Source organism: Marinomonas spartinae (assembly GCF_016461715.1).
In the GTDB taxonomy this organism is placed as follows: Bacteria; Pseudomonadota; Gammaproteobacteria; order Pseudomonadales; family Marinomonadaceae; genus Marinomonas; species Marinomonas spartinae_A.
The window spans coordinates 62730-88857 of record NZ_JAEMUI010000005.1 but is presented as its reverse complement, the minus strand read 5'-3'; the positions used below and the strand labels follow the sequence as shown (position 1 = coordinate 88857).

Here is a 26128-nt window from a genome sequence, read left to right as displayed (position 1 = left end):
TCAGATAAATCGTAGTAAAGTCGCTTATTAATTAAGAGACTTTAGGAATCCCTGTGATATAACCCACAGCAGCACCATAACGATCTTTGTAGTTAGCTCGGACGTATGGATCTAATACATCTTTTACTTTGTCATGCAATGGGCTTTCCCAGTCACCAGGGTGTTGCATGTTGCTCATGATGTAGGTCCAGCCGTTAATTTCGTCAACCGCATGCAGGCCAGTTGATTCCGCGCCTGCTGGGCAAGACATAATGCGTGACAGGTCGCCGCTGTCTACATTGTATGCCCATAGGAAGTTATTAACATGATTGCCACTGTCTTCACCAATGAACAAAGTACGAAGCTTTTCAGAGTACTTGATATTATCTGGGTTAGCGATGCGGTCAGCATGGGCCGTATTGCCGATTGCATCGGCTGTTTTTAGGTCTTCCCCTGTTAGGTTGAATGGAGCGTGCATGTGAACCGATACCCATTCACTGTCAATGCTGTTGCCATCACTGTCTGTTTGACCGCCTGTTAGCTTGTGTTCGTATACGGCGCCGGCTTTTGGTCCTTGAACATGGATGTCATTGCTGCCATCCGTCATGGTTTTATAGATGTAGGACATCGCGGAGTAGGCTTTTTTGTCTTTGATATTGACCGTTGTACCTTCCATTTTGGTAAAGCCTAAAGAGCCACCAACAAGTGCTGCATAACGGTGTGTTTCCAAGAAGGCCGCTTCTTTTTCCATACCTGGTTTCAGTTTTACCCAGTTTGGTTTGCCGCCGTAGCCAATCTTAGTGAAGCTTGGGTCTTTTGGGTCTTTATGATGAATTTCCATGATGTCAGAAGATTTGATGCCCGCATCAACAAGGCGTTTGATTTCATCGCTATTGGCTTCACCCAGTTTGATCCAAGAAATATCGCCCGCACCAGGGCCTTCGTTAGAAGTTTGATGCCATTTTCCTACATATAGCTTACCAGAAGATAAGTCACGTGGTTTGTCAGCAATAAACATGAACAGACCACCATTTGTCGCATCGTCACCCATGATGACAGTGCGTTCATCTGGCATGACTTGAACAAGCTCATGAGAAATACGGCCCATGCAGTAATGCTTGGTGATAGACCCTGTACCGTCTTTGTTGACGGTGACTTCTGGCAGGTGACCATAATTATAAGGTGTGGCTTTATTTTCATCGCCGAACAAGTTCTTACTGTAAGCTTTGAAGCGCTTATCATCCATTTTTGATGCGTCTGGCTCATATTCTTCGCTGGAAAGGTGAGTGCCCCATGGTGACAAGCTTGCCCCGCAGGTGATCCATAAACCACCAACACTGGAAGTATCAACATTGTGATATTTCACGAGTTTCAATTCACCCGTTTCTTGGTTTTGATCCAGTGTTAATACAGCAATAGGGGAGGGTAGACGACCGTACATATCGTTACCGCCGCCGTCACGGGAAGTATATTCAAATTGAACCACCGCAAATACTGGTTTGCCGTAAACACCAGGTACGTTTGCACCTTCTACCGTTAATAGACTTGAACCATCTGGACAGTCTGAGAAAAATTGGCGATTACCCGCTGTTGGATCGTTAATTGGACGGTTGTTAATATCATAATAACCGCCAGCAACGACTGTTCCACCTTGACCATCAGGAACTTTATCGCCAGAAATGAAAAAAGGATGGTAGTCAAGTTTAACTAGGCGACTAGAGCCATCTTCAAACTTAAGCTGCATTGCCGAATTGATATAGGTTGTCGCCATGGCTGCTGGGTTACTTAACGATGGAGCCGCCATTGGAACAAAACTGACAGAGGCTAATGGGGAGTCTGTGATGTTGTCGGCAAACGCTTTGGAGGTGAATATGCCACCAGCAAGAGGGAGTAAAGGGGCGCCTGCCATAAAACCGAGCATACGACGACGAGTATTATCAACGGACTGGGTCATTTCTTCGTTCCTCATTGAGTCAGGGTGATACCTGATTGATATGTAATAGAAATATCGATCACTGCCCGATCGAATTTATCGTCAAAGAGTAAACCATAGTAAGCATGACAATTTCATGACAATTAATTTACTTTTATGGGGTATTTTTGGTTATTTGTGCATACTTGTTATTTTTTCTTGCGTATTGTCTTGTCATAAAAATGCAAGGTTTAGGTTTAAATGTGCAATGGGACTGATTGGATTGTGCTGTTCACGCTTGCCCCATAGAATGAAATCTCACTTTTCATAGAATCGAATCGCGTTTTTATAGAGGAGATTGTATGTTGCTATTTTTCAATAGGAGTAGGTGAACATGAAAAAAGTTCTCTTTAAGAGATTGCAGTCGCTCACTGCAATTCTTGTTTTGAACACAATGCCTGTAAGCTACACACAGGCAAGTACGGTTTTTTCGACTCAGCCCGCCTCATCAGGCATTGTTGTAAATGAAAGGAGAGAATCCCGAGGTACTTCTTCTCCCCACGTTACTTTACAGTCCTTGTATTTTCAAAACTCTTTAGATCGCATAAAACGTGATGCGGAGTCTAATAATGCTTCTTACCACGTAGCACTTGCCATGGTAGAAGAGGCTTATCAGGATCATTTTGATGAGGTGTTAGATACCTATGAAGCGGCCTTGAAAAATGCGGCAATCAATCAGGATCCCAAGCTTGTTGTTGAAGCAAAAACGTCAGCAAAAACCGAACTGGCCCAACTGAAATCGATTCGCAGTAAAAAACTGGATGAATTTGCTCGTCAGTTTGGTGCGGTATAAGGTTTTTTAATGGTTTTCTAGACTTGCGTTTGAATCTGTTCTCTTTTTTGAGGGTTAGTTGTAATTTTTTTAGCGATTAATTCCATGCTGTTATATTCTTTACAGAGCGTTTATCTATCAGCTAACTGAATGAAAAGAGAAGGAAAGATATGGGTTGGTATCTGGTTGCCTTTAAGAAATATGCCGTGTTTTCAGGTCGTTCGTCTCGCAAAGAGTTTTGGTATTTTGTTATGGGTAATATGATGGTCAATCTATTGCTCAGTCTCTTGTTTTTTGTGCAATCCTTCTTATCAAAATCATTGATCACCTTAGATCAATTAATGATCGTTGTTTTGGTGTTTAACTTTTTGATTCTATCCCCAACCATTGGGGTGAGCATTCGCCGTCTGCATGATATAAACCGTTCTGGTTGGTTTATCTTTCTTAATGTAATCCCTGTATTTGGTACCCTCTTACTGATCTTTCTCTTATCTTTAGAAGGCTCGATTGGTGATAATCGATTTGGTGAAGATCCAAGCTGGATAACATCAAGGAGCGCTCCAATCACCATTTGATAATTTAAATATATAATTTATCAAAATTATCACAATACAAAAAGGCGACAGCAGCTCAGCTCTCCTCCGCGGTCGCCTCGTTTTCATTTCTCTGTTAAATAGGTGTTGTTAACGAGATTATAAAAAAAACTCTGGGTACGTTTTTTTAATTTCCTCGACTTTGGATAGTGTGCCACTTAAGTGTTCACGCATCGAGTCGACTGCTTGGATGGGATCGCCGGAAGCAATGCTTTGGATTATTTTTCTATGAGATAAAATAACACCACGTACTTTTCCCTCTGAAGGGAGGTGTAAACGGCGAATGCGGTCCATATGTCCAGATCGAGAGCAAATAAGCTCATATAACTGGCTTTGGCCGACAGCGTCAAACATCGAGGAATGAAATAATCTATCTAATTTGCTAAATAAGTTTATGTCCTCTGCATTGCCTCCAATTAAGCTTTCTTGCATATCCACTAACATGGTTAAATGAGACAGTAGTCTACTGTCTTGATGCAATGATAAACATCTAACCACTTCGAATTCCAACGCTTCTCGCAAAAAATGATTCTGTTCTAATTGCTGTATATCAATGTAGCTTACTTCCGTGCCGGATTGTGGACGAACCTTAATCAAACCAACTTGCTCTAGACGAAGTAGGGCCTCTCTAACGGGGGTTTGGCTGACGTTATACTCTTTACAAAGGTCAACCCTAGTTAAAGGAACTCCTGGAGGAAGTTCTAAATTAGTGATTCTTCTGTATAAGTCAGCGTAGATTCGATCTACTGCCGATTTGGGTGTTTCATCTAGATGATCAAGATACTTTTTGATCAGCTCTATGCTGTGTCTTTCTATCATATTGGCATGTTTATCTAGTGTGATTATCGGGGCACTCTGCCGATTTGTTTGTTTGCTTTTTGTCGATAATGCCATAAGTACGCATAAAACGATTGCACTTTATAACTAATATATTAGTATATTAATGATTGTATTAGCTAATATATTAGTTGGTAAGTTATGCATCCTTAACAATAAATCTAAAAATAGTGGGAGTGGATAAATGAGATTGCAGGCCTTTCCCATAGCGACTCTCGTCGTCTTTATCTCTTTTACTGGATGGGTGTCGCTTCATGATTAGAGTCATCGCGGCGGCGGATGTTATGTTCAATCTGTCGATTAGTGCTTTATTTGCTAATAAGACATCATTTATCTCGGAGAAAGGTTATGTCACTTATTAAATCAGTGGAAGTCACCCCAATTGCTTTTCGTGATCCACCGTTACTCAATGTCTATGGTATTCACGAGGCGTGGGCGTTGCGGACTATCATTGAGGTACATACGGAGGAGGGGGTGTATGGTTTGGGGGAAAGCTATGGTGATCAGCAAACCATCAGTCAGTTGAAACAAGTCGCTCCCCATTTAATAGGCATGGATGTGTTTCATCTAAACGCCATTCGTCAGAAAATCGAAAAAGTTGTTACCTTGCCTGACCCAAAATCAGGTCTTGAAATTGCGCCAGGTACATTAGGAGCCACCACAGTACCCCGTATTTTTTCTGCTTATGAAGTCGCTTGTCTGGATGTCATGGGGAAACTCACTGGACGTCCTGTATGTGATTTGCTTGGCGGAAAAGTGCGAGACGAAGTGGATTACAGCGCTTATTTATTCTACAAATACGAACGTCATGGCTTTACTAACGATTCTTGGGTCGATAAATGGGGTGAAGCGCTGACGCCTGAAGGGATTGTTGCTCAAGCGAAAAAAATGATAGGAGAATATGGCTTTCAATCCATCAAGCTGAAAGCAGGCGTTTTCGAACCATTAGAGGAAATAAAAGCACTAAAAGCATTACGTGAGGTGTTTCCTGAATTGCCATTACGCATTGACCCCAATGGTGGTTGGTCTGTTGAGATGACGAAGAAGCTATTGCCCGAATTTAGCGAAGGGTTGCTGCAATACCTAGAAGACCCTGCGCCAGGGAAAGTCGCCATGGGAGAGGTGAGTGCGGTTACTGATATCCCGTTGGCGACCAACATGTGTGTCATTGGGTATTTTGATGTGCCAGAAGCTATTGAACGCGACGCGGTGCAAGTGATTCTTTCCGATCACCATTATTGGGGGGGATTAAGAGCGACGCAAGAATTGGCAAGACTCTGTAAAACCTGGAACATTGGCTTGTCGATGCATTCTAATTCCCATCTTGGTATTAGTTTGATGGCCATGACCCACGCTGCTGCGACGATTGAAAACTTAACATATGCGTGTGATACCCATTATCCTTGGCAGGAAGAAGAAGTAATTAAAGGGGGAAAAATCAAATTTAACAATGGCGCTGTTGTTGTGCCGGATAAGCCAGGTTTGGGTGTTGAGTTGGATCGTGAGGCACTGGCTGCTTTAGCGGAAAACTATAAAAACTGTGGGATTCGAGAGCGTAACGACGTGACTGAGATGCAAAAATACCAGCTAGATTGGCAGGGCACAGTACCGCGTTTTTAGTAGGTGGCGGTATATTGATGGGGTTGGCGTAGAAGATTGATGTTTTTTTCAGGTGACGTTGATTCATGGTGTTGCTGAACTGGTGTCGTTGGTAGGTGGTTGTTCTTATATGCTAAGTGTTATAAAAAATGCCCTATCTTGCTTATTGTTTACTGAAAAATGACTCTTATTGGGGGCATAATGCTTTGGTTTTCATAAAGCTAATGTCTGATTATTAAGGGATTATTGGTTATATGTTAGACAAAACATAAGGGTAATAGTCCAGATTAGGAGCCTAACTGCTTTATTGCCCAGTCCTACTCGAATGATAGTAAATCGTTTGTTTTACTGCTTCATATAGAGTTGTACTTCTCTCAACTTTCATTTTTAACGAGTATACAGTATGAAAAAAATCTTTTTAGGTATGATGGCGACCGCTGCCCTTTCTATGTCCGGTGCTGTTTTTGCGCATGCTCATTTGAAATCGGCTTTCCCTGCTATAAATGGTGTTGCGACTAACTCTCCTGCTAACCTTGTCTTGAAATTTAGTGAGGGTCTTAATATTCATTTTACAGGGGTGAAATTACTGAATGGAAAGCATCAGCCAGTTAAAACAGGGACAGCATTATTATCTGATAGCGATGATAAAGCGATGGTTGTGCCTTTACCTGATGCCTTGGCTAAAGGCAAATACACAGTAGAGTGGCATGCTTTGTCGAAAGACGGTCATAAAACAAAAGGCCATTATACTTTTGTCATTAAGAAATAAAGCTGCGTGGATTTAACGGTTCATTTGGCATTAGTCACCAACCGCTTCATTTTAGAAGCGGTTGGTTCTTTGGTGTGGGGGATGTTACTTTATCCTGCTATTTGTCTGCGGGCAGAACTTCCCCAAGTGTTACCGTCTCCCATTCTTAAGCTCATAACCCCCTGTGTTTGGGTGTTAGTTGGTTGTGTTCTCGTTACTCTTCCTATCAATATTGCGATGATCGGTGATGGCTGGTCAGATGTATTTTCTGACTCTTTATGGTGGCCTGTTATAACTGAAACCTCAGCAGGTCTTGCTTGGCAAATAAGTATCATGGGGTGCTGTGTGCTCCTGCTTGCGAACGTTTTTGCCGTCAAGCTAAGACAGGAATATAAAGTACTTCTGTTATTGCTTGGTGTAGGGCTTATTTTAGTGAGCTTTTCTTTTACGGGTCATGCTCAAATGAATGAAGGATGGCGAGGGTTAGTTCATCAACTCTCAGATATTCTTCATGTCCTTGCAGGGGCTTCTTGGGTAGGGGGATTATTCGCTCTTTATTTTGTTCTTAAGGCCCTTGATGACACAGAAAATCCTTTGCCTTTAATCAACGCGGTCCAGGGCTTTTCTCGCCTTGGTATGGTATCCGTTAGTATTATCGTTTGTTCTGGCGCGCTTAACACTTTATTGATTCTCGGGTATTTACCATTTGGTTTGCAAAATACCTATCAGATAATGCTGACAGGGAAAATACTCTTGGTAGTACTAATGATAGGGTTGGCGATTCGTAATAAGGTGGTATTAGCACCAAGGCTTAGTCAATCCGATCTACGACAAGAAAGCATAGCGTCACTTAAAAAAGCGACCATGCTTGAATGGTTTTTGGGGATTTTGGTAATTTTAGCCGTCGCTATATTTGGTGTCTTAGATCCCCATGCGGGAGATTTTTAATTAAGTTGCGACTTAGTTTGAAGCGAATCAAATAAAGGCAAGCCATATTCTGGCTTGCCTTTTTGATGTGTTGCATTTAATGCTTAGTTTAGCTTTCGTAGCTGTCGATCGGTGGGCATTCACAGAACAAGTTGCGGTCACCATAAACGTTGTCGATACGACCAACACTCGGCCAGTATTTACGCCCTTTGATCCAAGGTAATGGGTATGCTGCTTCTTTTCGCGAATAAGCATGGTTCCATTCCATGTCTAACAGACTGTCTGCTGTGTGCGGAGCATTAACGAGAGGGTTGTCTTCTAAGGACCATTCACCCGACTGTACTTTACTGATCTCGTTGCGGATTTGAATCATAGCATCGCAGAAACGATCAAGCTCTTCTTTGCACTCGGATTCTGTCGGTTCGATCATCAATGTACCAGCAACAGGGAAAGACATCGTTGGTGCATGGAAACCAAAGTCCATTAATCGTTTAGCAATGTCTTCTTCGCTAATGCCAGATTCTGCCTTGATTGGACGAATGTCGATAATGCATTCATGGGCAACTGTGCCATTTTTGCCCGTGTAAAGCACGGGGTAATGATCGGCTAAACGCTTGGCAATGTAGTTGGCGTTCAAAATGGCGTTAAAGGTTGCATCCCGCAGGCCTTTGTCGCCCATCATTTTGATGTACATCCAAGTAATAACAAGAATGCTTGCGCTACCGTATGGGGCTGCGGAGACAGCGCCATGCTGCTCTGTCATGCCCATGACTGGTTCAACGCTATGACCTGGAAGGAAAGGGGCGAGGTGTGATTTAACACCGATTGGTCCCATACCAGGGCCACCACCACCATGTGGAATGCAGAAGGTTTTATGTAGGTTCAAGTGGGAAACATCACCACCAAATGCACCAGGAGGGGCGATACCAACAAGTGCGTTTAAATTGGCGCCATCGATGTACACTTGTCCACCGAATTTATGGACAATCTCGCATACTTCGCGAATATGTTCTTCGAATACACCATGAGTAGATGGGTACGTCGCCATGATGCAGCTTAGTTCGGCGGTGTGCTTTTCTGCCTTCTCAGCGAGGTCGACCAAGTCAATGTTGCCATTTTCATCACATTTCACAATCACGACTTTCATGCCAGCCAAGGCTGCAGAGGCTGGATTTGTGCCGTGGGCAGAGCTTGGAATCAAACACACATTTCGAGTGTGGTCGCCACGTGACTTGTGGTACTTGTCGATAGCGAGTAGACCTGCGTATTCCCCTTGAGCGCCTGAATTTGGCTGAAGAGAAATCGTATCGTAACCTGTGGCTTTTGCGAGCATGTCGATCAACTCAGACAACAGGACGTGATAGCCTGCTGCTTGGTTTTGCGGTGCGAATGGATGGATGCTGCCGAACTCCGCCCAAGTGACGGGAATCATTTCAGACGCCGCGTTTAGCTTCATGGTGCAAGAACCAAGTGGAATCATGCTTTGGTTCAAGGCAATATCTTTGACTTCGAGTTGGTGCAGGTAGCGCATCAACTCGGTTTCGCTGTGATGAGAGTTGAATACGGGGTGCGTTAAGATGGCATCTTGGCGCAGTAAGCTTTCATCAAAGCCAATGCCAGCGGCACTTGAGTCGATATCATTTTGGTTTAATGTTATGCCAAAACACGCCGCTAGATCGATCACATCTTCTGTTGTCGTCGTTTCGCTGAAAGAAATCGACAACGCACGATCAGACACTTGAAAAAGGTTGATCAGTTTCGCTTGAGTTGCCTCAATAATGCTCTGTGTTTTGTCTTGGGTATCGACAACAAGGGTGTCAAAGTAGTTGGCGTTGGTCGTAAAACCTTTCTTTTGCAATGCGGTTGCAAAGCAGTGGGTTAGGGCAGCAACGCGAGAAGCGATTTTCTTTAAGCCAGCAGGACCATGATAAACGGCGTAAAAGCCAGCCATCATGGCAAGTAGTGCTTGAGCTGTACAAATGTTGGAGGTGGCTTTTTCGCGACGAATGTGTTGTTCGCGAGTCTGCATCGCCATGCGAAGGGCAGGTTTGCCGTGGCTATCTTTAGAAACGCCAATAACACGACCTGGCATAGAGCGTTTGAACGCATCTTTGGTTGCTAAAAATGCCGCATGAGGACCGCCGAATCCCATTGGTACGCCAAAACGCTGTGCACTGCCGAAAACAATATCCGCTCCCATATCCCCTGGGGATTTAATCAGCACAAGGGCTAATAAATCGACGGCAACACTGGTCAATGCATTTTGCTCATGGGCTTGAGTGATAAGATCGGTTAGATCGATAACCTCGCCATTGATGCCTGGGTATTGGAAAATGGCACCAAATACATCGTAATTGCCTAGGTTGTCGTTATTATCAACAACTACTTCAATGTCCAGTAGTGCGGCACGTGTTTTAATAACATCAATGGTTTGTGGTAGTAACTGGTCTGAAACAAATAAGATGTTACTTTTTTTGCGGTTAGAGCGCTTCATTAGCGTCATGGCTTCGGCAGCGGAGGTGGCTTCGTCAAGCAGTGAAGCGTTGGATATTTCCATGCCGGTTAAGTCAATAATCACTTGTTGAAAGTTTAAGAGGGCTTCCAAGCGACCTTGCGAAATTTCAGGTTGGTAAGGGGTGTAAGCAGTGTACCAGCCCGGGTTTTCTAATAGGTTCCGTACAATAGGCGAGGGGACATGTGTATCGTGATAGCCCATGCCAATAAAGGAGCGTGCCACCGTGTTTTTGCTGGCAATGGCTTTGAGCTGTTTTAGTGCGTCGCTTTCACTGGCAGGCTGGGTAGACAGGTCAAGGTTTGCCTGACGAATTGCTTCGGGTATGGTTTTTTCAATCAACGCATTTAATGAGTCGACACCAATTGTCTGCAACATCAGGCCTTGTTCAGATATGTCAGAGCCAATGTGGCGTGCGATGAATTCGTCATTGTTTTGCAAATCACGGATGCACGAGGTCATGGTAATAATCACCTATTAAAATAAAGCAGGAGAGATGGGCTCTCTTAGTGTTAGCTGCAACATGTTTTAGCGGCAAGGTGCGTGCTAGCATAAGAGAGCGGATAACAGAATTATTCGATACTTGACGCGTAGCCGTCTGCATCCAATAACTTGCTCAGGTCAGCGCCTTCAGAAAGCTTGATTTTAGCAATCCAAGCGTCTTGGTATGGCGATTCGTTGATTAACTCAGGTGAGTCGTCTAACGCTTCGTTGATTTCGATTATTACACCCGAGACAGGTGCATAAATGTCAGAAGCGGCTTTGACAGATTCAACCAATGAAAATTGTTCGGTTGCAACGGTTTCGGTGCCAACTTCAGGTAATTCAACATAAACCACGTCACCTAAAAGGTCTTGCGCATGGTCTGTAATGCCCACGGTCACAGTGCCGTCGCCATTATCCAATACCCACTCGTGAGAATCAGCGTATTTTAGGTTGTCTGGAATAGTGCTCATATCTTTGCCCCATTAAAAAATAACCCGAGATGTTTAGGCTCGGGTTGTTTGTGATTAGCGATATAGAGGGAAGCGCTTGCAAAGCTCTTTTACTTCTGCAAGTACACGGGCTTCCACTTCTGGATTGCCTTCTGGTTTTTCTACCAAGCCGTCTAGCACGTCACTGATCAAATGGCCCACTTTGCGGAATTCTTCTTCACCAAATCCGCGAGAGGTCGCCGCAGGTGTGCCAAGACGAATACCAGAGGTAATCATTGGTTTTTCAGTGTCGAATGGAATGCCATTCTTATTACAAGTGATGCCAGCTCGTTCGAGGGCTTTATCAACAACGTTACCTTTTAGGCCTTTTGGACGAAGGTCTACAAGCATCAAGTGATTATCTGTACCACCTGTAACAATATCACAGCCACGCTCCATCATGACTTCTGCTAATACTTTCGCATTGGCAACGACTTGATCAATGTAGGTTTTGAATTCAGGTTTTAACGCTTCACCAAATGCAACCGCTTTGCCTGCAATTACATGCATTAATGGACCGCCTTGGTAACCTGGGAAAACCGCAGAATTGATTTTTTTGCCAAGATCAAGGTCATTAGACAAGATCATGCCGCCACGAGGGCCACGTAGTGTTTTATGTGTTGTGGTGGTCACGACGTGGGCATATGGCAGTGGTGAAGGGTGAGCGCCTGTTGCAACAAGACCAGCAATGTGAGCCATATCGACAAAAAGATAAGCGCCAACTTTATCGGCAATTTCACGGAAGCGTTTGAAATCGATCACACGTGGGATGGCAGAACCGCCAGCGATGATCATTTTGGGTTTGCATTCCAATGCTTGTGCTTCAATAGCATCGTAATCTATCAACAGGGTTTCAGGGTTCACTTGATATTGAACAGCGTTGAACCATTTGCCCGATTGAGCTGGTGGCGCGCCATGAGTCAAGTGACCACCAGCGTCTAGAGACATCCCTAAGATCGTATCACCTGGTTGCAGCAGTGCAAGCATGACGGCGCCGTTAGCCTGAGCGCCTGAATGTGGTTGAACGTTGGCAAATTCGCAGTTAAAAAGTTGCTTCGCACGGTCAATAGCAAGTTGTTCAGTGACGTCAACCGCTTCACAACCACCGTAATAGCGACGATGAGGGTAGCCTTCTGCGTATTTGTTTGTTAGAACGGAGCCTTGAGCTTCTAAAACGGCTTTAGAGGTGATGTTTTCAGAAGCAATCAATTCGATGCCAGTTTCTTGACGATTTTGTTCTTCAACAATGGTCGCGAAAAGTTCTGGGTCTCGTTCAGCCAGTGATTGACTGAAAAAGGCTTCGGTGTTGGCCATGGTATAATTCCTCTTAAATAAACATTTCTGTCCAATACGATAAATCGTTATCCAATGATAACATTTGAGCCGTCCAAGATGATGAAAAAAGATCATCTTTATAAGAGCGCCGATCAATGACCGTTATGCGTCAACTTGCCATCATCATAACGAAAAAGTTTCCGATTGGAAACAAGAAATAAACAAGCAAGTACGACATTTTAAAGCAGCAAAAAATACTGACCACTTGGTTAATTCTATAGACCGCTTCTGAGGCTTAATCTTCTTCAGTCTAGATTAAATTGTACGGATCACTTGTAAAATGGGTGTTTTTTTAGATAATCTGTTTCCAATCGGAAACAAAATTCTCTAAATCATCGAAAGGTCTGTTTTATGAAACGTACCCCTCTATATCAGCAGCACATTGCTGCAGGCGCCAGAATGGTTGAATTTGCTGGTTATGAAATGCCTGTCCAATATCCCCTTGGCGTTAAAAAAGAACATTTATGGGTTCGTGAAAATGCGGGGTTATTTGATGTTTCGCACATGGGACAAGTGATGCTGCGTGGTGCCAATGTTAAAGAGGCTTTTGAGAAAATTGTCCCTGTCGATGTCTTAGGTTTGCCAGAAGGTATGCAGCGCTACGGTCTGTTTACCACAGAAAATGGTGCTATTTCAGATGATCTCATGTTTGCGAATTGGGGTGAGGCGCTTTTTGTTGTTGTTAATGCGGCTTGCAAAGACAACGATATTGCTCATATGAAAGCGTCGCTGGTTGGTTGTGAGGTTGAGGTGATTGATGATCGTGCCTTATTAGCCATCCAAGGACCTAAAGCGCGTGAGGCATTTGCTCGACTGGTACCAGATGCGGTTAAGATGACATTTATGCAGAGTACGCAGTTTGAATGGCAAGGTATTGAATTGTGGGTAAGTTGCTCAGGTTATACGGGGGAAGACGGATACGAAATATCTGTCCCCAATGAGCACGCTCAAATTTTAACGGATGCTTTGCTTGATATGCCCGAAGTGGAGTGGATTGGCTTGGGGGCTCGAGACTCTCTGCGCTTGGAGGCTGGGCTATGTTTGTATGGTCATGATATCGATACCAGCACAACGCCAGTTGAAGCGTCACTGAACTGGGCCATTCAACCCGTTCGTCGTCTTGGGGGCGAACGTGAAGGAGGCTTTATCGGGGCGGATGTGATTTTGCCTGAATTTGCTAACAAACCAAACCGCAAGCGTGTTGGCTTTTTAGTGGATGGTAAGGCGCCTGTTCGTGAAGGTGTTGAGATCATTAATGAAGCTGGAGACGTGAAAGGGACGGTGACCAGCGGAGGATTTTCTCCTAGTCTGTCGCAGCCTATTGTCATGGCGTATGTTGAAACACAAAGCTTAACGGATGAGACGCCGTTATTTGCCAATGTTCGCGGGAAAAGCATTCCATTGATTCAAACCAAAATGCCGTTTGTGCCTGCCCATTACTTTAGAGGTTGAAAGTTTTAGAGGTTAAGAGTTTCAGAGGATAAGGACTTCAGAAGTTAAAAGCTTCGGAGAGTTAAGCCCTCTATTCAAAGACTACACAATGCGCCTCATTGGGTTGTATCCGCTGGGGCGTTTTTTGATGGCTATTCAGCATTTTTCTACGGACAAGCCTCAAATGCTGAATAGCCCACACATTGTAAATGTGTAATAATTTCGCTTTTGATATTTTAGTCTCCGGAGTGGTGCTTTTGCTAACAGCTAAACAACTGATTGAGGCGTTTAATGCCTGTTTTCAATCGGATTTTAACACTGTGCTTATGAGTGGCGCTGATGAGCCTTTATATCTTCCTCCCACCAAGACGCATCCAGCCTTATTGTATTTTCGCTTAGATTATCCATCCAGTGCGCTTCATGAAATCAGTCATTGGTGTATCGCTGGTGATGAGCGGCGCAAACTGGAAGATTATGGATATTGGTATGAGCCTGATACGCGCACTGAAGAGCAACAACAGCTTTTTGAAACGGTCGAAGTTAAGCCGCAAGCGGTTGAGTGTCTCTTCCATTGGGCTGCGGGTATGAGGTTTCGTGTGAGCGTTGATAATTTGGCATTGCCAGAGTATGACGCTAGTGTTTTTGAACGTGCTGTTTATGAACAAGTAAAACGTTATCTAATGTCGGGCTTGCCTCAGCGAGCTCTCACTTTTTCTCAGTATCTGTTGTCAATGCGTTGCTCAGATACGGACTTTGATAGGTACATGAACCAGCAATATGAAAATAATTGCCGATGAAAATATGCCCAACGTGACCAAGTTGTTTTCAGCTTTTGGTGAGGTTGAATTGGTCAATGGTCGTACATTAACTAAAGAACAAGTTAAAGGTGCTGATGTTCTATTGGTGCGCTCTGTAACTAAGGTATCGCCCGAACTGTTAAAAGGTTCCCGTGTACGTTTTGTAGGAAGTGCTACTATTGGTGTAGATCACATTGATACTGAGTATTTAGCAGAACAAGGCATTGCCTTTAGTAGTGCCCCAGGTTGCAATGCCGATGCGGTGGCGGACTATGTTTTTAGTGGATTAGGTTTTTTGGCATTAACAAAAAATCTCATGTGGTTGAATAAAAAAATAGGCGTGATTGGTTACGGTAATGTTGGTAAGACGGTATTTGATCGTTTTGCTGCATTGGGTTGCGATGTGTGCGTTTATGATCCAATCAAACAGGCAGAGTATGCTAGCAAGAATATAGGCTCAGTGCCGTTTGTTTCCTTGGCTTCAGTCATGGCTTGTGATGTGATTTCCTTGCATGCCCCACTGACGAGGGACGGTGATTATCCGACCATTGGTATGGTTGGTAAGGAGCAACTGCGACAAGTAAAAGCGGGTACTGCGATTATATCGGCTGGTCGTGGTGGTGTAATCGATGAAGCGGCCTTGCGAGAGTTATATAAAGAGCGGCGTGGCGATTTGCATTTAATTTGGGATGTTTGGCAAGGGGAGCCTGACCTTGATGTTGAGACCTTGGCTATTGTGGATATTGCGACGCCACATATTGCAGGGTATAGCAAACAAGGTCGTGAAAAGGGCACTTGGATGGTCTATCAAGCATTTTGTCGACATTTCAATATCGACAATCAAGTGTCATTAAGAGATGCCATTAGTCCAGGGCGGCTGCGTGCTGTGTCACTTCATGACGATTTAAGCGGCGAAGAATTGTTGGCCCGCGCTGCGCATGCGATTTATGACGTGGCAAGGGACGATTCTCGTTTGCGATTTAACTATCGCCGCTATGCTAATAAGACAACCTTTGATTGGTTGCGTAAGCATTATGTTGAGCGGGATGAGTTCGCCACTTGCATAGTAGAGCCGTCAAGTGAACAGGCTCTTACAAAATTGAAAGCAATGGGGTTTTAAGGTGTTTTTATTTCAAGACCTGTTGAGGAGCGTTGTCCCAGTGGGGAGCAGGTCTTGATATCGATTACAAAAATGAGAAGAGAGCATTTCATGTCTGGAGTAAGACAAGTAGATTTTGATGAATTGGATGTACCGATAGGGACAAGCGTACAGTTGGAGTTTATTTCTCCACCAGGTCGATATATGGTGAGTGTCTTGGGTGCTATTCCTGGCCGCTCGCTTATTCTGTCTTGCCCTAAAGTGAATGGTAAAAATATTCTGGTACGTGAAAGTCAACTCGTAAACATTCGTGTCATGCTGGACACCGAGGTATGTGCGTTTAGTAGTAAAGTGGCAAAAAGTTATTTGGAACCAGGGCCTCATATTCATATCGCCTACCCTGAGTATGTGGAAGCATCAGTGGTTCGGACTGCCGCTCGAGTAGAGACGAGATTAATTTGTCGCTTAGAGCCCGTTGATGGTTCGGACTCGATTCCGGCATTTACAACTGGCGTATTGGTGGATCTTAGTCTTGGTGGGGCCAAGTTGGTGTCCAAGGAAGATTTTGGTCTAGTGAGTCAGAAACTTAAAGTGTCTTTAGGTGTGAATGTGGCTGGTTATCATGTGGCGTTAAAGCTTGATGGTGAAATTCGTTCTCAAGAAATACAGATGCTTGAGCAGCTTCAGGCCAGTCTGGTTGATAATGAGTTCTTAGAAAAAATGAATGCAGAGTACTTTTATGTTTATGGTGTTCGTTTTGAGAATATAAGCCGGGAGGCCGCGATCACCCTAAAAGCTTTTATTTTGGAAACGCAAAAAAGTCGGCTCAATTAACGACACATCAATCAACGAACGATGTTATTGGATAAATGAGTTGCTGGTCTCAGAAGAGGCCAGCAACCCGATATCGTGTTTAGCGCTGTTGTCTAACGCACCGTCCAGTTTAAGACGTTTTATAAATAGTAAGATGCCAAAGGCGGGAAGCCGTTGAACTCTACTGCACTATAAGTTGTGGTGTATGCACCAGTTGATAGCCAGTACATACGATCACCAATCGCTAAGTTTAGTGGCAAACCATATTTATAGTGTTCATATAGAATGTCGGCACTGTCGCAAGTTGGTCCGGCAATAATCACCTCTTCTAACTCACCTTGTTTCTCAACATGAATAGGGTATTTAATCGCTTCGTCTAAGGTTTCGATTAAACCAGAGAATTTACCCACATCAGTGAATACCCAACGATTAAGAGCTGTATGGGATTTACGGGAGATCAACACTACCTCACTAACTAATACTCCAGCATTAGATATCAAAGAGCGTCCAGGCTCTAGAATAATTCTTGGCAAATCGGTGCCAAAGTCTTCTTCCAAGAAGCGTGAAATTTCTTCCGCATAGGTTGCAAGGTCATTGGTGCGGGCGATGTAATTTGCGGGGAAACCACCGCCCATGTTGATCATTTCTAATTGGATGCCATCTTCTTCTTTCAAGCGTTCAAAAATGACTTTTACGCTGGCAATGGCTGCATCCCAAGCCCCGATGTCGCGTTGCTGAGAGCCAACATGGAACGAAATGCCGTAAGGAATCAAGCCAAGCTCTTTTGCAAGAATCAGTAGATCCATAGCCATGTCCGGACGGCAGCCAAATTTGCGAGATAAAGGCCAATCAGCTGTGACAGTGCCCTCAGTCAAAATGCGCACATAAACACGAGAGCCTGGCGCGGCTTTAGCGATATTGCGTAAGTCTGCTTCGGAATCGGTGGCGAACATGCGCACGCCTTTCTCGTAGAAGTAACGAACGTCTTTAGCTTTTTTAATGGTGTTACCATAGCTCACGCGATCTGGCGAAATCCCACCAATAGAAAACAGCTTATCTAACTCATAACGAGAGGCGACATCAAAGTTGGATCCACGGTCACGTAATAGGGTTAGTATTTCGGGGGCCGGATTCGCTTTAATCGCGTAAAACACATCCGCAATAGGGAAGCCTTTTGTCAGCTCGGTATAAGCCTCATCGATCATTTGCGTATCAATCACTACAAAGGGTGTTTCTTTGGTATCAGCAAATGCTTTGAAGCGCGCGAAACGTTCTGGGGTATAAAAAGAATAGACGTCAGTAGTCATGGGCTAAAGCTCCTTATCTGGCAAAACATAAACCGTATAAAAGTAAGAACGTCTTTACCTCCCTCCATCCTACTTTAAGCTGTTACTTATCCGGCTCTAAGGCCTTAAGCGACTAGCGCAGCAGTTGAAGCGGTGCGGATTATGTTCAGCAATGACGCGGGCGAAATTTAAAACCCAAGGGGTCTCGCGTCAAGTGTTTTTTTTGTCTCAAGAAAGGAAAGTGTAGTTAGGGATGTAGCAGGAAGAAAGCATGAATTTTTTATGACTAAAAAATCCATGCTTTGATGGGTTAGGCTTTTGCTAATCGTTTGTTTTGTATATAAAAAATACCACTTCCTATAATAACTGCCCCAATAAAGTAAAAGCCTTCTTGAGGGTTGTTAACTAAAGCGGTTAGGCCTGGTCCCGGACAGTAACCACTCAACCCCCAGCCAATGCCAAATAGAGCGCTGCCGATAACCAGCTTAGCATCAATATGAGTATGGGTTGGGACAGACCAATTTTTGGCTAGCCAAGGGGCTTGACGGCCATTTTTGATGGCATAGCTTATAACCCCTACTACAATAGCGGAGCCCATTACAAAAATTAAAGACGGGTTCCAGTTGCCGAAAATGTCTAAAAAGCCAAGAACGACTGCGGGGTTAGTCATTTGCGATAACGCGAGGCCGACACCAAATAAAATACCGCAAAATAGCGTAATTAATATCATCATAATCAGGACCTTATTTCGTGATCATCACGGTTAGAATAGCTGTCACCATAAATATGGCGGTTGCGGTCAAAGAGCGAATCGAACCACGGGAAATGCCACATACGCCATGCCCACTGGTGCAACCACTGCCAAGGCGAGTTCCATAGCCAACGAGAAGGCCAGAAGTAATCAATAAAAGCGGGCTTCTGGGATCGGGAAAGGGTACCGTCTGGTGAGTTAAAACACCGTAACTTGCGCCACCAACAACGGTGCCGACAAGAAATATAAGAGGTAACCATTTTGTATTCATGCCAGGTGGACCAAACAATGCTTGGGACAACAGGCCACTGATGCCCATAATTTTACCTGTTGCTAACAAGTAAATGCTTGCTGAAAGACCAATGCAAAGCCCGCCAAGGATGGGATAAAGTATGTCAGTCATGGTGGTAATCTCGTTGAGGTTGTCTGAGAAGATAGTTAATAATATATCATAATAGAATAAGCTTATTCTGTTAAGTTTCGTATGAAATTAAAGGATTAATCTAGGATGCTATTTGTTTTTTTAATGAATATTCTCTTCTTCCATCGTCTTTGAACATTAGTTAGTTACTATGGTCATAATAAATGAACCTATTCAAGGTGTGGGATGTCTGATTTAAGTAATGATGCGTTGCTGTGGTTAGGCGCTCCAAAGGAAACCGCGCAATGTATTTTTCTCATGCCAAATAAGCCTGTGTTGCCGTCGGATTATGATGAGGCCTTTTTATCTTATCCGAATGTTCCCTTGCTGATTGAATTAAATGGGAATCATTGGCGTAAAATATTCACTATTATAGCGAAGTTGTTAGTGCCTTCGCAGGAAGATTGGCGATATTATCGTGATGAGTGTTTATTTTCTCGTTGTGCGATCATTTGGGATAAGCACCAGCTGGAGGAGTATTACGCGGCGAGTGATGAGGTCAGTCAAGAATGTGTTGTGTTTATCGTTGGTAATACCTTTCGTCAAGACATAGTGATTGATGAAAGGGCGACGGTGGTGGGAGACAAACAGCAGGCTGCTTTTTATGACCATCAAGTTTGGTGTCCATACCTTGATTATCGTCAGTTCCCCAACCGTTTGATTAGTGAGTTGCGTCATCAAGTTCTAGATAATTTACTGGAGAATTCATGTTACAAGCATTAAAAAGCCTTTTTCAGGTATCTACTGAGCCCCATGAGCGTATCTCTTATCAAAGAGCAGTGGCAGCGCTCATGATGGAGGTTATTATGGCGGATGATGACGTCAATGAAAAAGAAGTCACTCAAATGAAAGACTTCCTAAAAGGCGTGACGGATTTAGGAGATGATGTGGACATGCTTTTTGAAGAAGCAAAGGCGGGTATTAAGGAGGCGAACGATCTTTATCAGTTTACTAAAGTGATAAATGATAATGCCTCTTTAGAGCAAAAAATGGAATTGTTGATTGGCTTATGGCGAGTTGCCTATGCTGATGGTGATGTTGACGCCTACGAAGATCATCGTATTCGCTCTATTAGTGATCTGCTGTTTATGCCTCATTCAGAATTTATTCAAGCTAAGTTGATTGCGCAAAAAGAAATGCAAAAATGATTGATTCTATGTATTAATAAAAACTATTAAGTTAAAGGTTTTTTAAGCCTAGATGGGTTTGAAAAATAATGACTATTTAGTGTATTTATTGATTGGTAGCTCTAACTGATTCATCAATAAGAAAAAACGCGGCACTTGGCCGCGTTTTTAGACTGCATTACAATTTGGTAAAAGTGAATTACGCTGCGAAGTTTGCGGCAGCGAAATCCCAGTTAGCCAATGCCCAGAAACCTTTTAGGTAATCAGGACGTACGTTACGGTAATCGATGTAGTAAGCGTGTTCCCACAAGTCAACAGTCAGTACAGGCGTCAAACCATCAGTAAGTGGATTGCCAGCATTACTAGTATTAACGATGTCTAGAGAACCGTCAGCGGTTTTAACCAGCCAAGTCCAGCTAGAACCAAAGTTGTTAACCGCTTTGTCGTTGAATGCTTCTTGGAACTTCGCGAAAGAGCCCCATTTTGCATTGATCGCTTCAGCTAGCGCGCCAGTAGGCTCGCCACCACCATTAGGGCTTAGGCTGTTCCAGAAGAACGTATGGTTCCAGATTTGCGCCGCGTTGTTGAATACGCCACCCGCTGGAGCAGAAGTGATGATTTCTTCTAGAGATTTATTTTCATATTCTGTGCCAGGAATCAAACCATTTAGCTTCACTACGTATGTGTTGTGGTGCTTGCCGTAGTGGTACTCAAGGGTCTCAACTGACATATGAGGCTCAAGTGCGTCTTTAGCATAAGGAAGAGCGGGTAATTCAAAAGCCATTTCTTTTCTCCTTGCTTTGTATTAACGAAAAATGCTTGTTATCAAGCAGTTAATGGTGCTTATATAGTAGCACCGAACTTTGAAATATAATAATCATTAAGTTTTTGTGGTTATTAGTTTCATAATTTTTGTTAATAGCGAAGATACCATAACGCCATGCCAAGAAAAGATGACATCGAAATACCAAGTTTGACTTTAGACCAGGACGAAGTCAGCGATAGACGCCCACAACAGCGGTCGCAGCAGGATCCTAAACGCCGCTTAAATCCACCCCCAACAAGACCATCCACAAACCAATCTGTGGTGTACAAAAAGCCAAGTCTTGCTGGTATTTACCTATTACTTTTCCTCATTCTAGCCGCCGCTGCCGGAGCAGGCTACTGGTTATGGCAGCAGAATTTACAATTGCGCAATGAATTGTCTGGTGCGAAAAATAAGATTGAAAACTTGGACAATCAGTTGCTTGCTGCGGATGTGTCAGCCGATAAGAAAGGCCAAAGCTTAGAAGATCGCATTAAGGATAACGAGAGCGAGGTACGTAAGCTTTGGGCAGTTGCCTACGACCGTAACCGAAAAAACATTTCAGATAATAGTGATGCGATTGATGCGCTCAATAAGAAACTTGCCTTGTTGAAGGATAATGTCTCAAGCCAAGGGCAGCGTGTTGCTATGCAAGGCAATTCTTTTAACGAGCTGGAAAACAACTACAATAAGGTGGTCAAGTCCGTGGCCGATTTAACGGATAAGGTCAAACCTATCGCATCGGATACAAGTGATCTAAAAAGTAGCTTGACTAAGATTAACGATAAACTGGCGAAGCTTGAACAGAATATTGCTGCCCAAAGTGACAGTAACGATGCGCAAGCATTGAGCATTGATCAAGTGTCTCAGGATTTGTCTACCTTGCAGAAAAAGGTTGCGAAACTTAATGGTGGATCGGATCTTACGGCGATGAAGCAAGAGCTTAGCAAGCATCAGGATGCCCTCAATTCAAACGATGCTTTCCGAGCTCAAGTTAATTCTGAGATCTTGCGGATTCGTAAACAGATCAATCAAATCATGTTGCAGCAGCAGTTGAGCTCAGGGTCAAATTGAGTATCTTTAACCTCGCTTGATCTACATCATTGAAAGGCCGACTTTGTCGGTCTTTTTTTGTTCTGCAAATAGCCACCGTCCTACAAATGATTAGAATGCGCCCATTCTTATTATTCTGATTTATTGATCCCATGACTGAATTACTTTCTCCCGCCGGTACTCTCAAAAACATGCGTTACGCCTTTGCCTATGGTGCCGATGCGGTCTACGCAGGGCAGCCACGCTATAGCTTGCGTGTGCGTAATAATGACTTCGATATGAAAAACCTTGCAGTGGGGATTGAAGAAGCCCACCAGCAAGGCAAAAAATTGTATGTGGCGAGTAACATTGCTCCTCATAATGCCAAGATCAAAACTTACCTGCGAGACATTGAGCCCGTTATCGATATGCAGCCAGATGCCTTAATTATGTCTGATCCTGGCATGATGATGTTGGTTAAAGAAAAATGGCCAGATATGGACATTCACCTTTCGGTTCAGGCAAATGCGGTGAACTGGGCGACGGTAAAGTTCTGGCATAACTACGGTTTAACCCGTGTCATTTTATCCCGAGAGCTTTCTTTAGAAGAGATCGGTGAGATTCGCACCATGGTGCCAGACATGGAAATTGAAACCTTTGTCCATGGCTCTTTGTGTATTGCTTATTCAGGGCGCTGTTTATTATCTGGCTATTTTAATCGTCGAGATCCAAACCAAGGTACATGTACCAACTCATGCCGTTGGCAATACGATGTGAAAGCGGCGAAAGAAGAGATAACGGGCGATATTGTCCCTGCCGATGGCAGCCATTTAACCTCACCACAGTTGTTTGATCCCAAAGCGCTTGATCCAAAGGAGCAAACCACTTTGGGGATAGGGAAGCCATTTGACGAGGTAGTATTGCTTCGTGAACAAGGTCGAGAGGGGGAGTTCATGCCAGCGTTCGAAGATGAGCATGGGACTTATATTATGAACAGTCGTGATCTAAGAGCCATTCAGCATGTCGAAAAATTGATTGAAATGGGCGTGCACTCATTGAAAATCGAAGGGCGTACTAAATCGCATTTTTATGCGGCTCGTACGGCCCAATTATATCGTCAAGCCATTGATGATGCGACATACGGGCGTGCTTTTGATATGGGCTTAATGAATAAGCTAGACGGCCTTGCCCACCGGGGCTATACCGAAGGCTTTTATCGCCGTCATGTACATGACCAGTATCAGAACTATCAACATGGCAATTCTATCTCTACCCAGCAGCAGTTTGTCGGCGAAATGTTGGATTGGCAAAATGGCTGGTTGACGGTAGAGGTAAAAAATCGTTTTAAGGTAGGCGACACATTAGAATTAATGACGCCCGCTGGTAGCCAGTTCGTTCAATTGCAAGCCATGGAAACCCTCCGTGGAGAGTCAATGGTCGTCGCGCCTGGGTCAGGCCATAAGGTGCGTATTCCTATGGATAGCTGCCCTGAAGGTTTGACGTTCGGTATGATTATGCGCAATCTTCCAAATGCTTAATCTGGTTGAACGTTCTAACGCCTGAGGTTTCTTTAGTCATCTCATCTCTTTCTATAAAGGCTCACCTTATGAGCCTTTTTTAATATCTATATATCATCATGATCTAGTTGACATGGTTTTTATAACCTCTATGCATGATATAGTGGAAAAAATGCTAGAGTCCTACAATCTGAGATGGGAAATTATGACTGAAGCAAGATTGACACACCTTAAACAGCTCGAAGCTGAGAGTATTCATATTATTCGCGAAGTGGCTGCCGAGTTTGATAATCCGGTAATGCTTTACTCCATTGGTAAGGATTCAGCGGTGATGCTGCATCTTGCAATGAAGGCTTTCTACCCAGGTAAACCACCCTTTCCATTGATGCATGTGGATACTGGGTGGAAGTTTAAAGAAATGATTAAATTTCGTGATGAGCTGGTTGCTAATCTAGGTCTGGAACTGATCGTTCACCAAAACAAAGAAGGTCTTGAGCAAGGGATCAACCCGTTTACTCACGGCAGTGCCAAACATACCGATGTCATGAAAACCCAAGCACTTAAACAGGCGTTAGACAAGTATGGTTTTGATGCCGCTTTTGGTGGTGCACGCCGCGATGAAGAGAAGTCCCGTGCCAAAGAGCGAGTGTATTCTTTCCGCGATAAGCAGCATCGTTGGGATCCGAAAAACCAACGCCCAGAATTGTGGAATATCTACAATGGTAAAGTGAATAAGGGCGAAAGTATTCGTGTCTTTCCTTTGTCCAACTGGACGGAGTTGGACATTTGGCAATACATCTATTTAGAAAGTATTCCTATTGTTCCTTTGTATTACTCTGCACAACGCCCTGTGGTTGAGCGTGATGGTACTCTGATCATGGTGGACGATGACCGCATGCCACTTAAAGAGGGCGAAGTGCCTGATATGAAATCGGTACGTTTCCGTACTCTTGGCTGTTATCCACTGACTGGCGCGGTGGAGTCTGAAGCGGCGTCCTTGCCTGATATTATTCAGGAAATGCTGTTAACCAAGAGTTCAGAACGACAAGGCCGAGTCATCGACCACGATTCTTCAGGGTCGATGGAAGAGAAGAAGAAACAAGGTTATTTCTAAGTTTGGAGTAAAGAAAGAATGTCTCACCAGTCCGAATTGATCAGCCAAGACATCCTTGGTTATTTGAAACAACACGAAGAAAAAGACCTGCTTCGCCTGCTAACCTGCGGTAACGTAGATGATGGCAAAAGTACCCTGATTGGTCGCTTGCTGCATGATTCTAAATTGATTTATGAAGATCATTTAGATGCTGTTAAACGTGACAGCAAAAAGTCTGGCACCCAGGGCGAAGAAGTGGATTTGGCTTTGCTTGTAGACGGTCTGCAAGCAGAGCGTGAGCAAGGTATTACCATTGATGTGGCTTATCGCTACTTCTCCACAGAGAAGCGTAAGTTCATTATCGCTGATACCCCAGGGCATGAGCAATATACGCGCAACATGGCCACTGGTGCCTCGACCTGCGATTTGGCGATTATCTTGATCGACGCTCGCTATGGTGTGCAGACGCAAACACGCCGTCATACTTATATTGCCGCACTGTTAGGCATTAAACATGTAGTCGTGGCGATTAACAAAATGGATTTGGTCGATTTCTCAGAGGCCAAATACACAGAGATTCAAGCGGCTTACTTGGACTTTACTGAGCAGCTTGGTAATCGTTGCCCAGAAGATATTAAGTTTGTGCCCATCTCCGCTTTGCGTGGCGATAACGTGGTGAATGCCTCCGAGAGTACGCCTTGGTATGCTGGGCAGCCACTGATGGCCATACTGGAAAATGTACAGATTAACCGTGATGTGAAACGTGATGCTTTCCGTTTCCCTGTGCAATATGTGAACCGTCCTAACCTAGATTTTCGTGGTTTCTCCGGCACTATCGCGGCGGGTGCAGTGAAGCCTGGCGATGAAGTGGTGGCTTTGCCTTCCGGTAAAAAATCCAAGGTCGCTGAGATTGTGACTTACGACGGTAACTTGGAGATTGCTAAAGCCGGTCAAGCGGTCACTATTACTTTGGAAGACGAGATTGATATCAGTCGTGGTGATATGTTGTCCCATGTTGGTCAGGAGCCTTTAATTGGTTCGACACTTCGAGCCTCTGTGGTTTGGATGTCAGATCATCCACTGGTTTCAGGCAAATTGTATGACTTCAAATTGGGCGCACAAACGGTGCCTGGTAAAGTCCATCATTTTAACCATCGTGTGGATGTTAATACCCTAGAAGAAAGTGATATTGACGTATTGGGTTTGAATGAAATTGGTGATGCGGTGATTCAATTTGATGCGCCAGTTGCTTTTGATCAATACACAGACAGCCGCTTTACTGGGGCCTTGGTGGTGATCGACCGTTTGACTAACGTCACGGTGGGCGCGGGTATGGTGGAAGAGGTGGTTGCTGAATTAGATGAAGAGTCAGAAGTAAGCGCGGAAGACCGTGCCGCTCGTCTTGGTCAAAAGCCTGCCATCATCGCTTTGTCTGCCGAAGTACTAGCTAGCAGTGTGTCACTGGAGCGCCAATTATTGCGTAAAGGGGTGGTTGCTTTAGTGAAAGCCGATGCCTCTGAACAAGAAGCTCAATTGGTTCGCCAAACGGGTGTGGTTTTCCTTGTTGGTAATGCGGATATTGCAGAATCTGAGATCAAAGAAACCCGTGTTGATGATGTGGTAGACTTGATCATCGAAAGCACTCGTTTGTAAGCGCTTGGTTCTCAATAACTTGAAGCTTAGTTCTTAAGGGTAACAAAAATGCCAG

At 44.1% G+C, this 26128-nt stretch carries 24 protein-coding genes; 15 read left to right on the top strand and 9 right to left on the bottom strand.

All coding sequences use genetic code 11. The features are described from left to right. Window positions 1-31 precede the first annotated feature (31 nt). Window positions 32-1933, bottom strand: coding sequence for a PhoX family protein (locus tag JHD45_RS07080; protein ID WP_199475816.1), 1902 nt, complete (start codon window positions 1931-1933; stop codon window positions 32-34). 352 nt (window positions 1934-2285) lie between these two features. Between JHD45_RS07080 and JHD45_RS07075 the strand changes: the two genes are divergently transcribed. Both JHD45_RS07075 and JHD45_RS07070 read left to right on the top strand, forming a co-directional pair. Further along, entirely contained in the window at window positions 2286-2744 is a 459-nt protein-coding gene (locus JHD45_RS07075; protein ID WP_199475815.1) for a hypothetical protein, read from the top strand. A gap of 149 nt (window positions 2745-2893) precedes the next feature. Beyond that, on the top strand, window positions 2894-3298 hold the full coding sequence (locus JHD45_RS07070) for a DUF805 domain-containing protein (RefSeq protein WP_199475814.1): 405 nt from the start codon (window positions 2894-2896) through the stop codon (window positions 3296-3298). 117 nt (window positions 3299-3415) lie between these two features. On the opposite strand, the gene JHD45_RS07065 is transcribed toward JHD45_RS07070, so the two are convergent. Continuing rightward, window positions 3416-4210, bottom strand: a complete 795-nt coding sequence (locus JHD45_RS07065; protein WP_233407666.1) for a GntR family transcriptional regulator — start codon at window positions 4208-4210, stop codon at window positions 3416-3418. A 291-nt stretch (window positions 4211-4501) separates the two neighbouring features. Between JHD45_RS07065 and JHD45_RS07060 the strand changes: the two genes are divergently transcribed. The 3 genes from JHD45_RS07060 (at window position 4502) to copD (ending at window position 7448) form a co-directional block, all read left to right on the top strand. Next, window positions 4502-5773: a glucarate dehydratase family protein gene (locus tag JHD45_RS07060; protein ID WP_199475813.1), complete on the top strand. Its 1272-nt coding sequence runs from the start codon at window positions 4502-4504 to the stop codon at window positions 5771-5773. Between the two features lie 382 nt (window positions 5774-6155). Next, window positions 6156-6521, top strand: coding sequence for a copper homeostasis periplasmic binding protein CopC (gene copC / locus JHD45_RS07055; RefSeq protein ID WP_199475812.1), 366 nt, complete (start codon window positions 6156-6158; stop codon window positions 6519-6521). 6 nt (window positions 6522-6527) lie between these two features. Then, a complete protein-coding gene (gene copD / locus JHD45_RS07050) occupies window positions 6528-7448 on the top strand; it encodes a copper homeostasis membrane protein CopD (RefSeq protein ID WP_199475811.1) in 921 nt (306 codons plus the stop codon). A gap of 88 nt (window positions 7449-7536) precedes the next feature. On the opposite strand, the gene gcvP is transcribed toward copD, so the two are convergent. The 3 genes from gcvP to glyA form a co-directional block, all read right to left on the bottom strand. Beyond that, a complete protein-coding gene (gcvP, locus tag JHD45_RS07045) occupies window positions 7537-10401 on the bottom strand; it encodes an aminomethyl-transferring glycine dehydrogenase (protein WP_199475810.1) in 2865 nt (954 codons plus the stop codon). A 110-nt stretch (window positions 10402-10511) separates the two neighbouring features. Then, complete coding sequence (gcvH, locus tag JHD45_RS07040) at window positions 10512-10895, bottom strand: glycine cleavage system protein GcvH (RefSeq protein ID WP_199475809.1); 384 nt, start codon at window positions 10893-10895, stop codon at window positions 10512-10514. A 54-nt stretch (window positions 10896-10949) separates the two neighbouring features. Then, complete coding sequence (gene glyA, locus JHD45_RS07035; protein ID WP_199475808.1) at window positions 10950-12227, bottom strand: serine hydroxymethyltransferase; 1278 nt, start codon at window positions 12225-12227, stop codon at window positions 10950-10952. A 372-nt stretch (window positions 12228-12599) separates the two neighbouring features. Between glyA and gcvT the strand changes: the two genes are divergently transcribed. The 4 genes from gcvT to JHD45_RS07015 all read left to right on the top strand — a co-directional run bounded on the left by gcvT (window position 12600) and on the right by JHD45_RS07015 (window position 16409). After that, entirely contained in the window at window positions 12600-13700 is a 1101-nt protein-coding gene (gene gcvT, locus JHD45_RS07030; RefSeq protein ID WP_199475807.1) for a glycine cleavage system aminomethyltransferase GcvT, read from the top strand. 230 nt (window positions 13701-13930) lie between these two features. Next, window positions 13931-14476: an elongation factor P hydroxylase gene (locus JHD45_RS07025; RefSeq protein ID WP_325097266.1), complete on the top strand. Its 546-nt coding sequence runs from the start codon at window positions 13931-13933 to the stop codon at window positions 14474-14476. Continuing rightward, window positions 14457-15596, top strand: coding sequence for a 4-phosphoerythronate dehydrogenase (locus JHD45_RS07020; RefSeq protein WP_199475805.1), 1140 nt, complete (start codon window positions 14457-14459; stop codon window positions 15594-15596). Before JHD45_RS07025 ends, JHD45_RS07020 begins: the two co-directional genes overlap by 20 nt. Before the next feature lie 90 nt (window positions 15597-15686). After that, window positions 15687-16409: a flagellar brake protein gene (locus JHD45_RS07015; protein ID WP_199475804.1), complete on the top strand. Its 723-nt coding sequence runs from the start codon at window positions 15687-15689 to the stop codon at window positions 16407-16409. A 119-nt stretch (window positions 16410-16528) separates the two neighbouring features. Here JHD45_RS07015 and JHD45_RS07010 read toward each other — a convergent pair whose 3' ends face one another. The 3 genes from JHD45_RS07010 to JHD45_RS07000 form a co-directional block, all read right to left on the bottom strand. Beyond that, window positions 16529-17695: a type III PLP-dependent enzyme gene (locus JHD45_RS07010; protein WP_199475803.1), complete on the bottom strand. Its 1167-nt coding sequence runs from the start codon at window positions 17693-17695 to the stop codon at window positions 16529-16531. 289 nt (window positions 17696-17984) lie between these two features. Beyond that, complete coding sequence (locus tag JHD45_RS07005) at window positions 17985-18407, bottom strand: DUF6691 family protein (protein WP_199475802.1); 423 nt, start codon at window positions 18405-18407, stop codon at window positions 17985-17987. 10 nt (window positions 18408-18417) lie between these two features. Then, the gene (locus JHD45_RS07000; protein ID WP_199475801.1) at window positions 18418-18828 is read right to left on the bottom strand and encodes a YeeE/YedE family protein; all 411 of its coding nucleotides are present in this window, start codon (window positions 18826-18828) and stop codon (window positions 18418-18420) included. A 204-nt stretch (window positions 18829-19032) separates the two neighbouring features. Between JHD45_RS07000 and JHD45_RS06995 the strand changes: the two genes are divergently transcribed. After that, the gene (locus JHD45_RS06995; RefSeq protein WP_199475800.1) at window positions 19033-19569 is read left to right on the top strand and encodes a DUF6942 family protein; all 537 of its coding nucleotides are present in this window, start codon (window positions 19033-19035) and stop codon (window positions 19567-19569) included. Next, window positions 19554-19994 (top strand): TerB family tellurite resistance protein, encoded by a 441-nt coding sequence (locus tag JHD45_RS06990; RefSeq protein ID WP_199475799.1) that lies wholly within the window; start codon window positions 19554-19556, stop codon window positions 19992-19994. Before JHD45_RS06995 ends, JHD45_RS06990 begins: the two co-directional genes overlap by 16 nt. Window positions 19995-20172: 178 nt before the next feature. Here JHD45_RS06990 and JHD45_RS06985 read toward each other — a convergent pair whose 3' ends face one another. Continuing rightward, window positions 20173-20757, bottom strand: a complete 585-nt coding sequence (locus tag JHD45_RS06985; protein ID WP_199475798.1) for a superoxide dismutase — start codon at window positions 20755-20757, stop codon at window positions 20173-20175. Between the two features lie 156 nt (window positions 20758-20913). Between JHD45_RS06985 and JHD45_RS06980 the strand changes: the two genes are divergently transcribed. The 4 genes from JHD45_RS06980 (at window position 20914) to cysN (ending at window position 26073) form a co-directional block, all read left to right on the top strand. Beyond that, window positions 20914-21852: a hypothetical protein gene (locus JHD45_RS06980; protein ID WP_199475797.1), complete on the top strand. Its 939-nt coding sequence runs from the start codon at window positions 20914-20916 to the stop codon at window positions 21850-21852. 131 nt (window positions 21853-21983) lie between these two features. Beyond that, window positions 21984-23348, top strand: coding sequence for a tRNA 5-hydroxyuridine modification protein YegQ (yegQ, locus tag JHD45_RS06975; RefSeq protein WP_199475796.1), 1365 nt, complete (start codon window positions 21984-21986; stop codon window positions 23346-23348). A 184-nt stretch (window positions 23349-23532) separates the two neighbouring features. After that, window positions 23533-24441, top strand: a complete 909-nt coding sequence (gene cysD, locus JHD45_RS06970) for a sulfate adenylyltransferase subunit CysD (RefSeq protein WP_199475795.1) — start codon at window positions 23533-23535, stop codon at window positions 24439-24441. A gap of 18 nt (window positions 24442-24459) precedes the next feature. Then, window positions 24460-26073 (top strand): sulfate adenylyltransferase subunit CysN, encoded by a 1614-nt coding sequence (gene cysN / locus JHD45_RS06965; protein ID WP_199475794.1) that lies wholly within the window; start codon window positions 24460-24462, stop codon window positions 26071-26073. Window positions 26074-26128 lie beyond the last annotated feature (55 nt).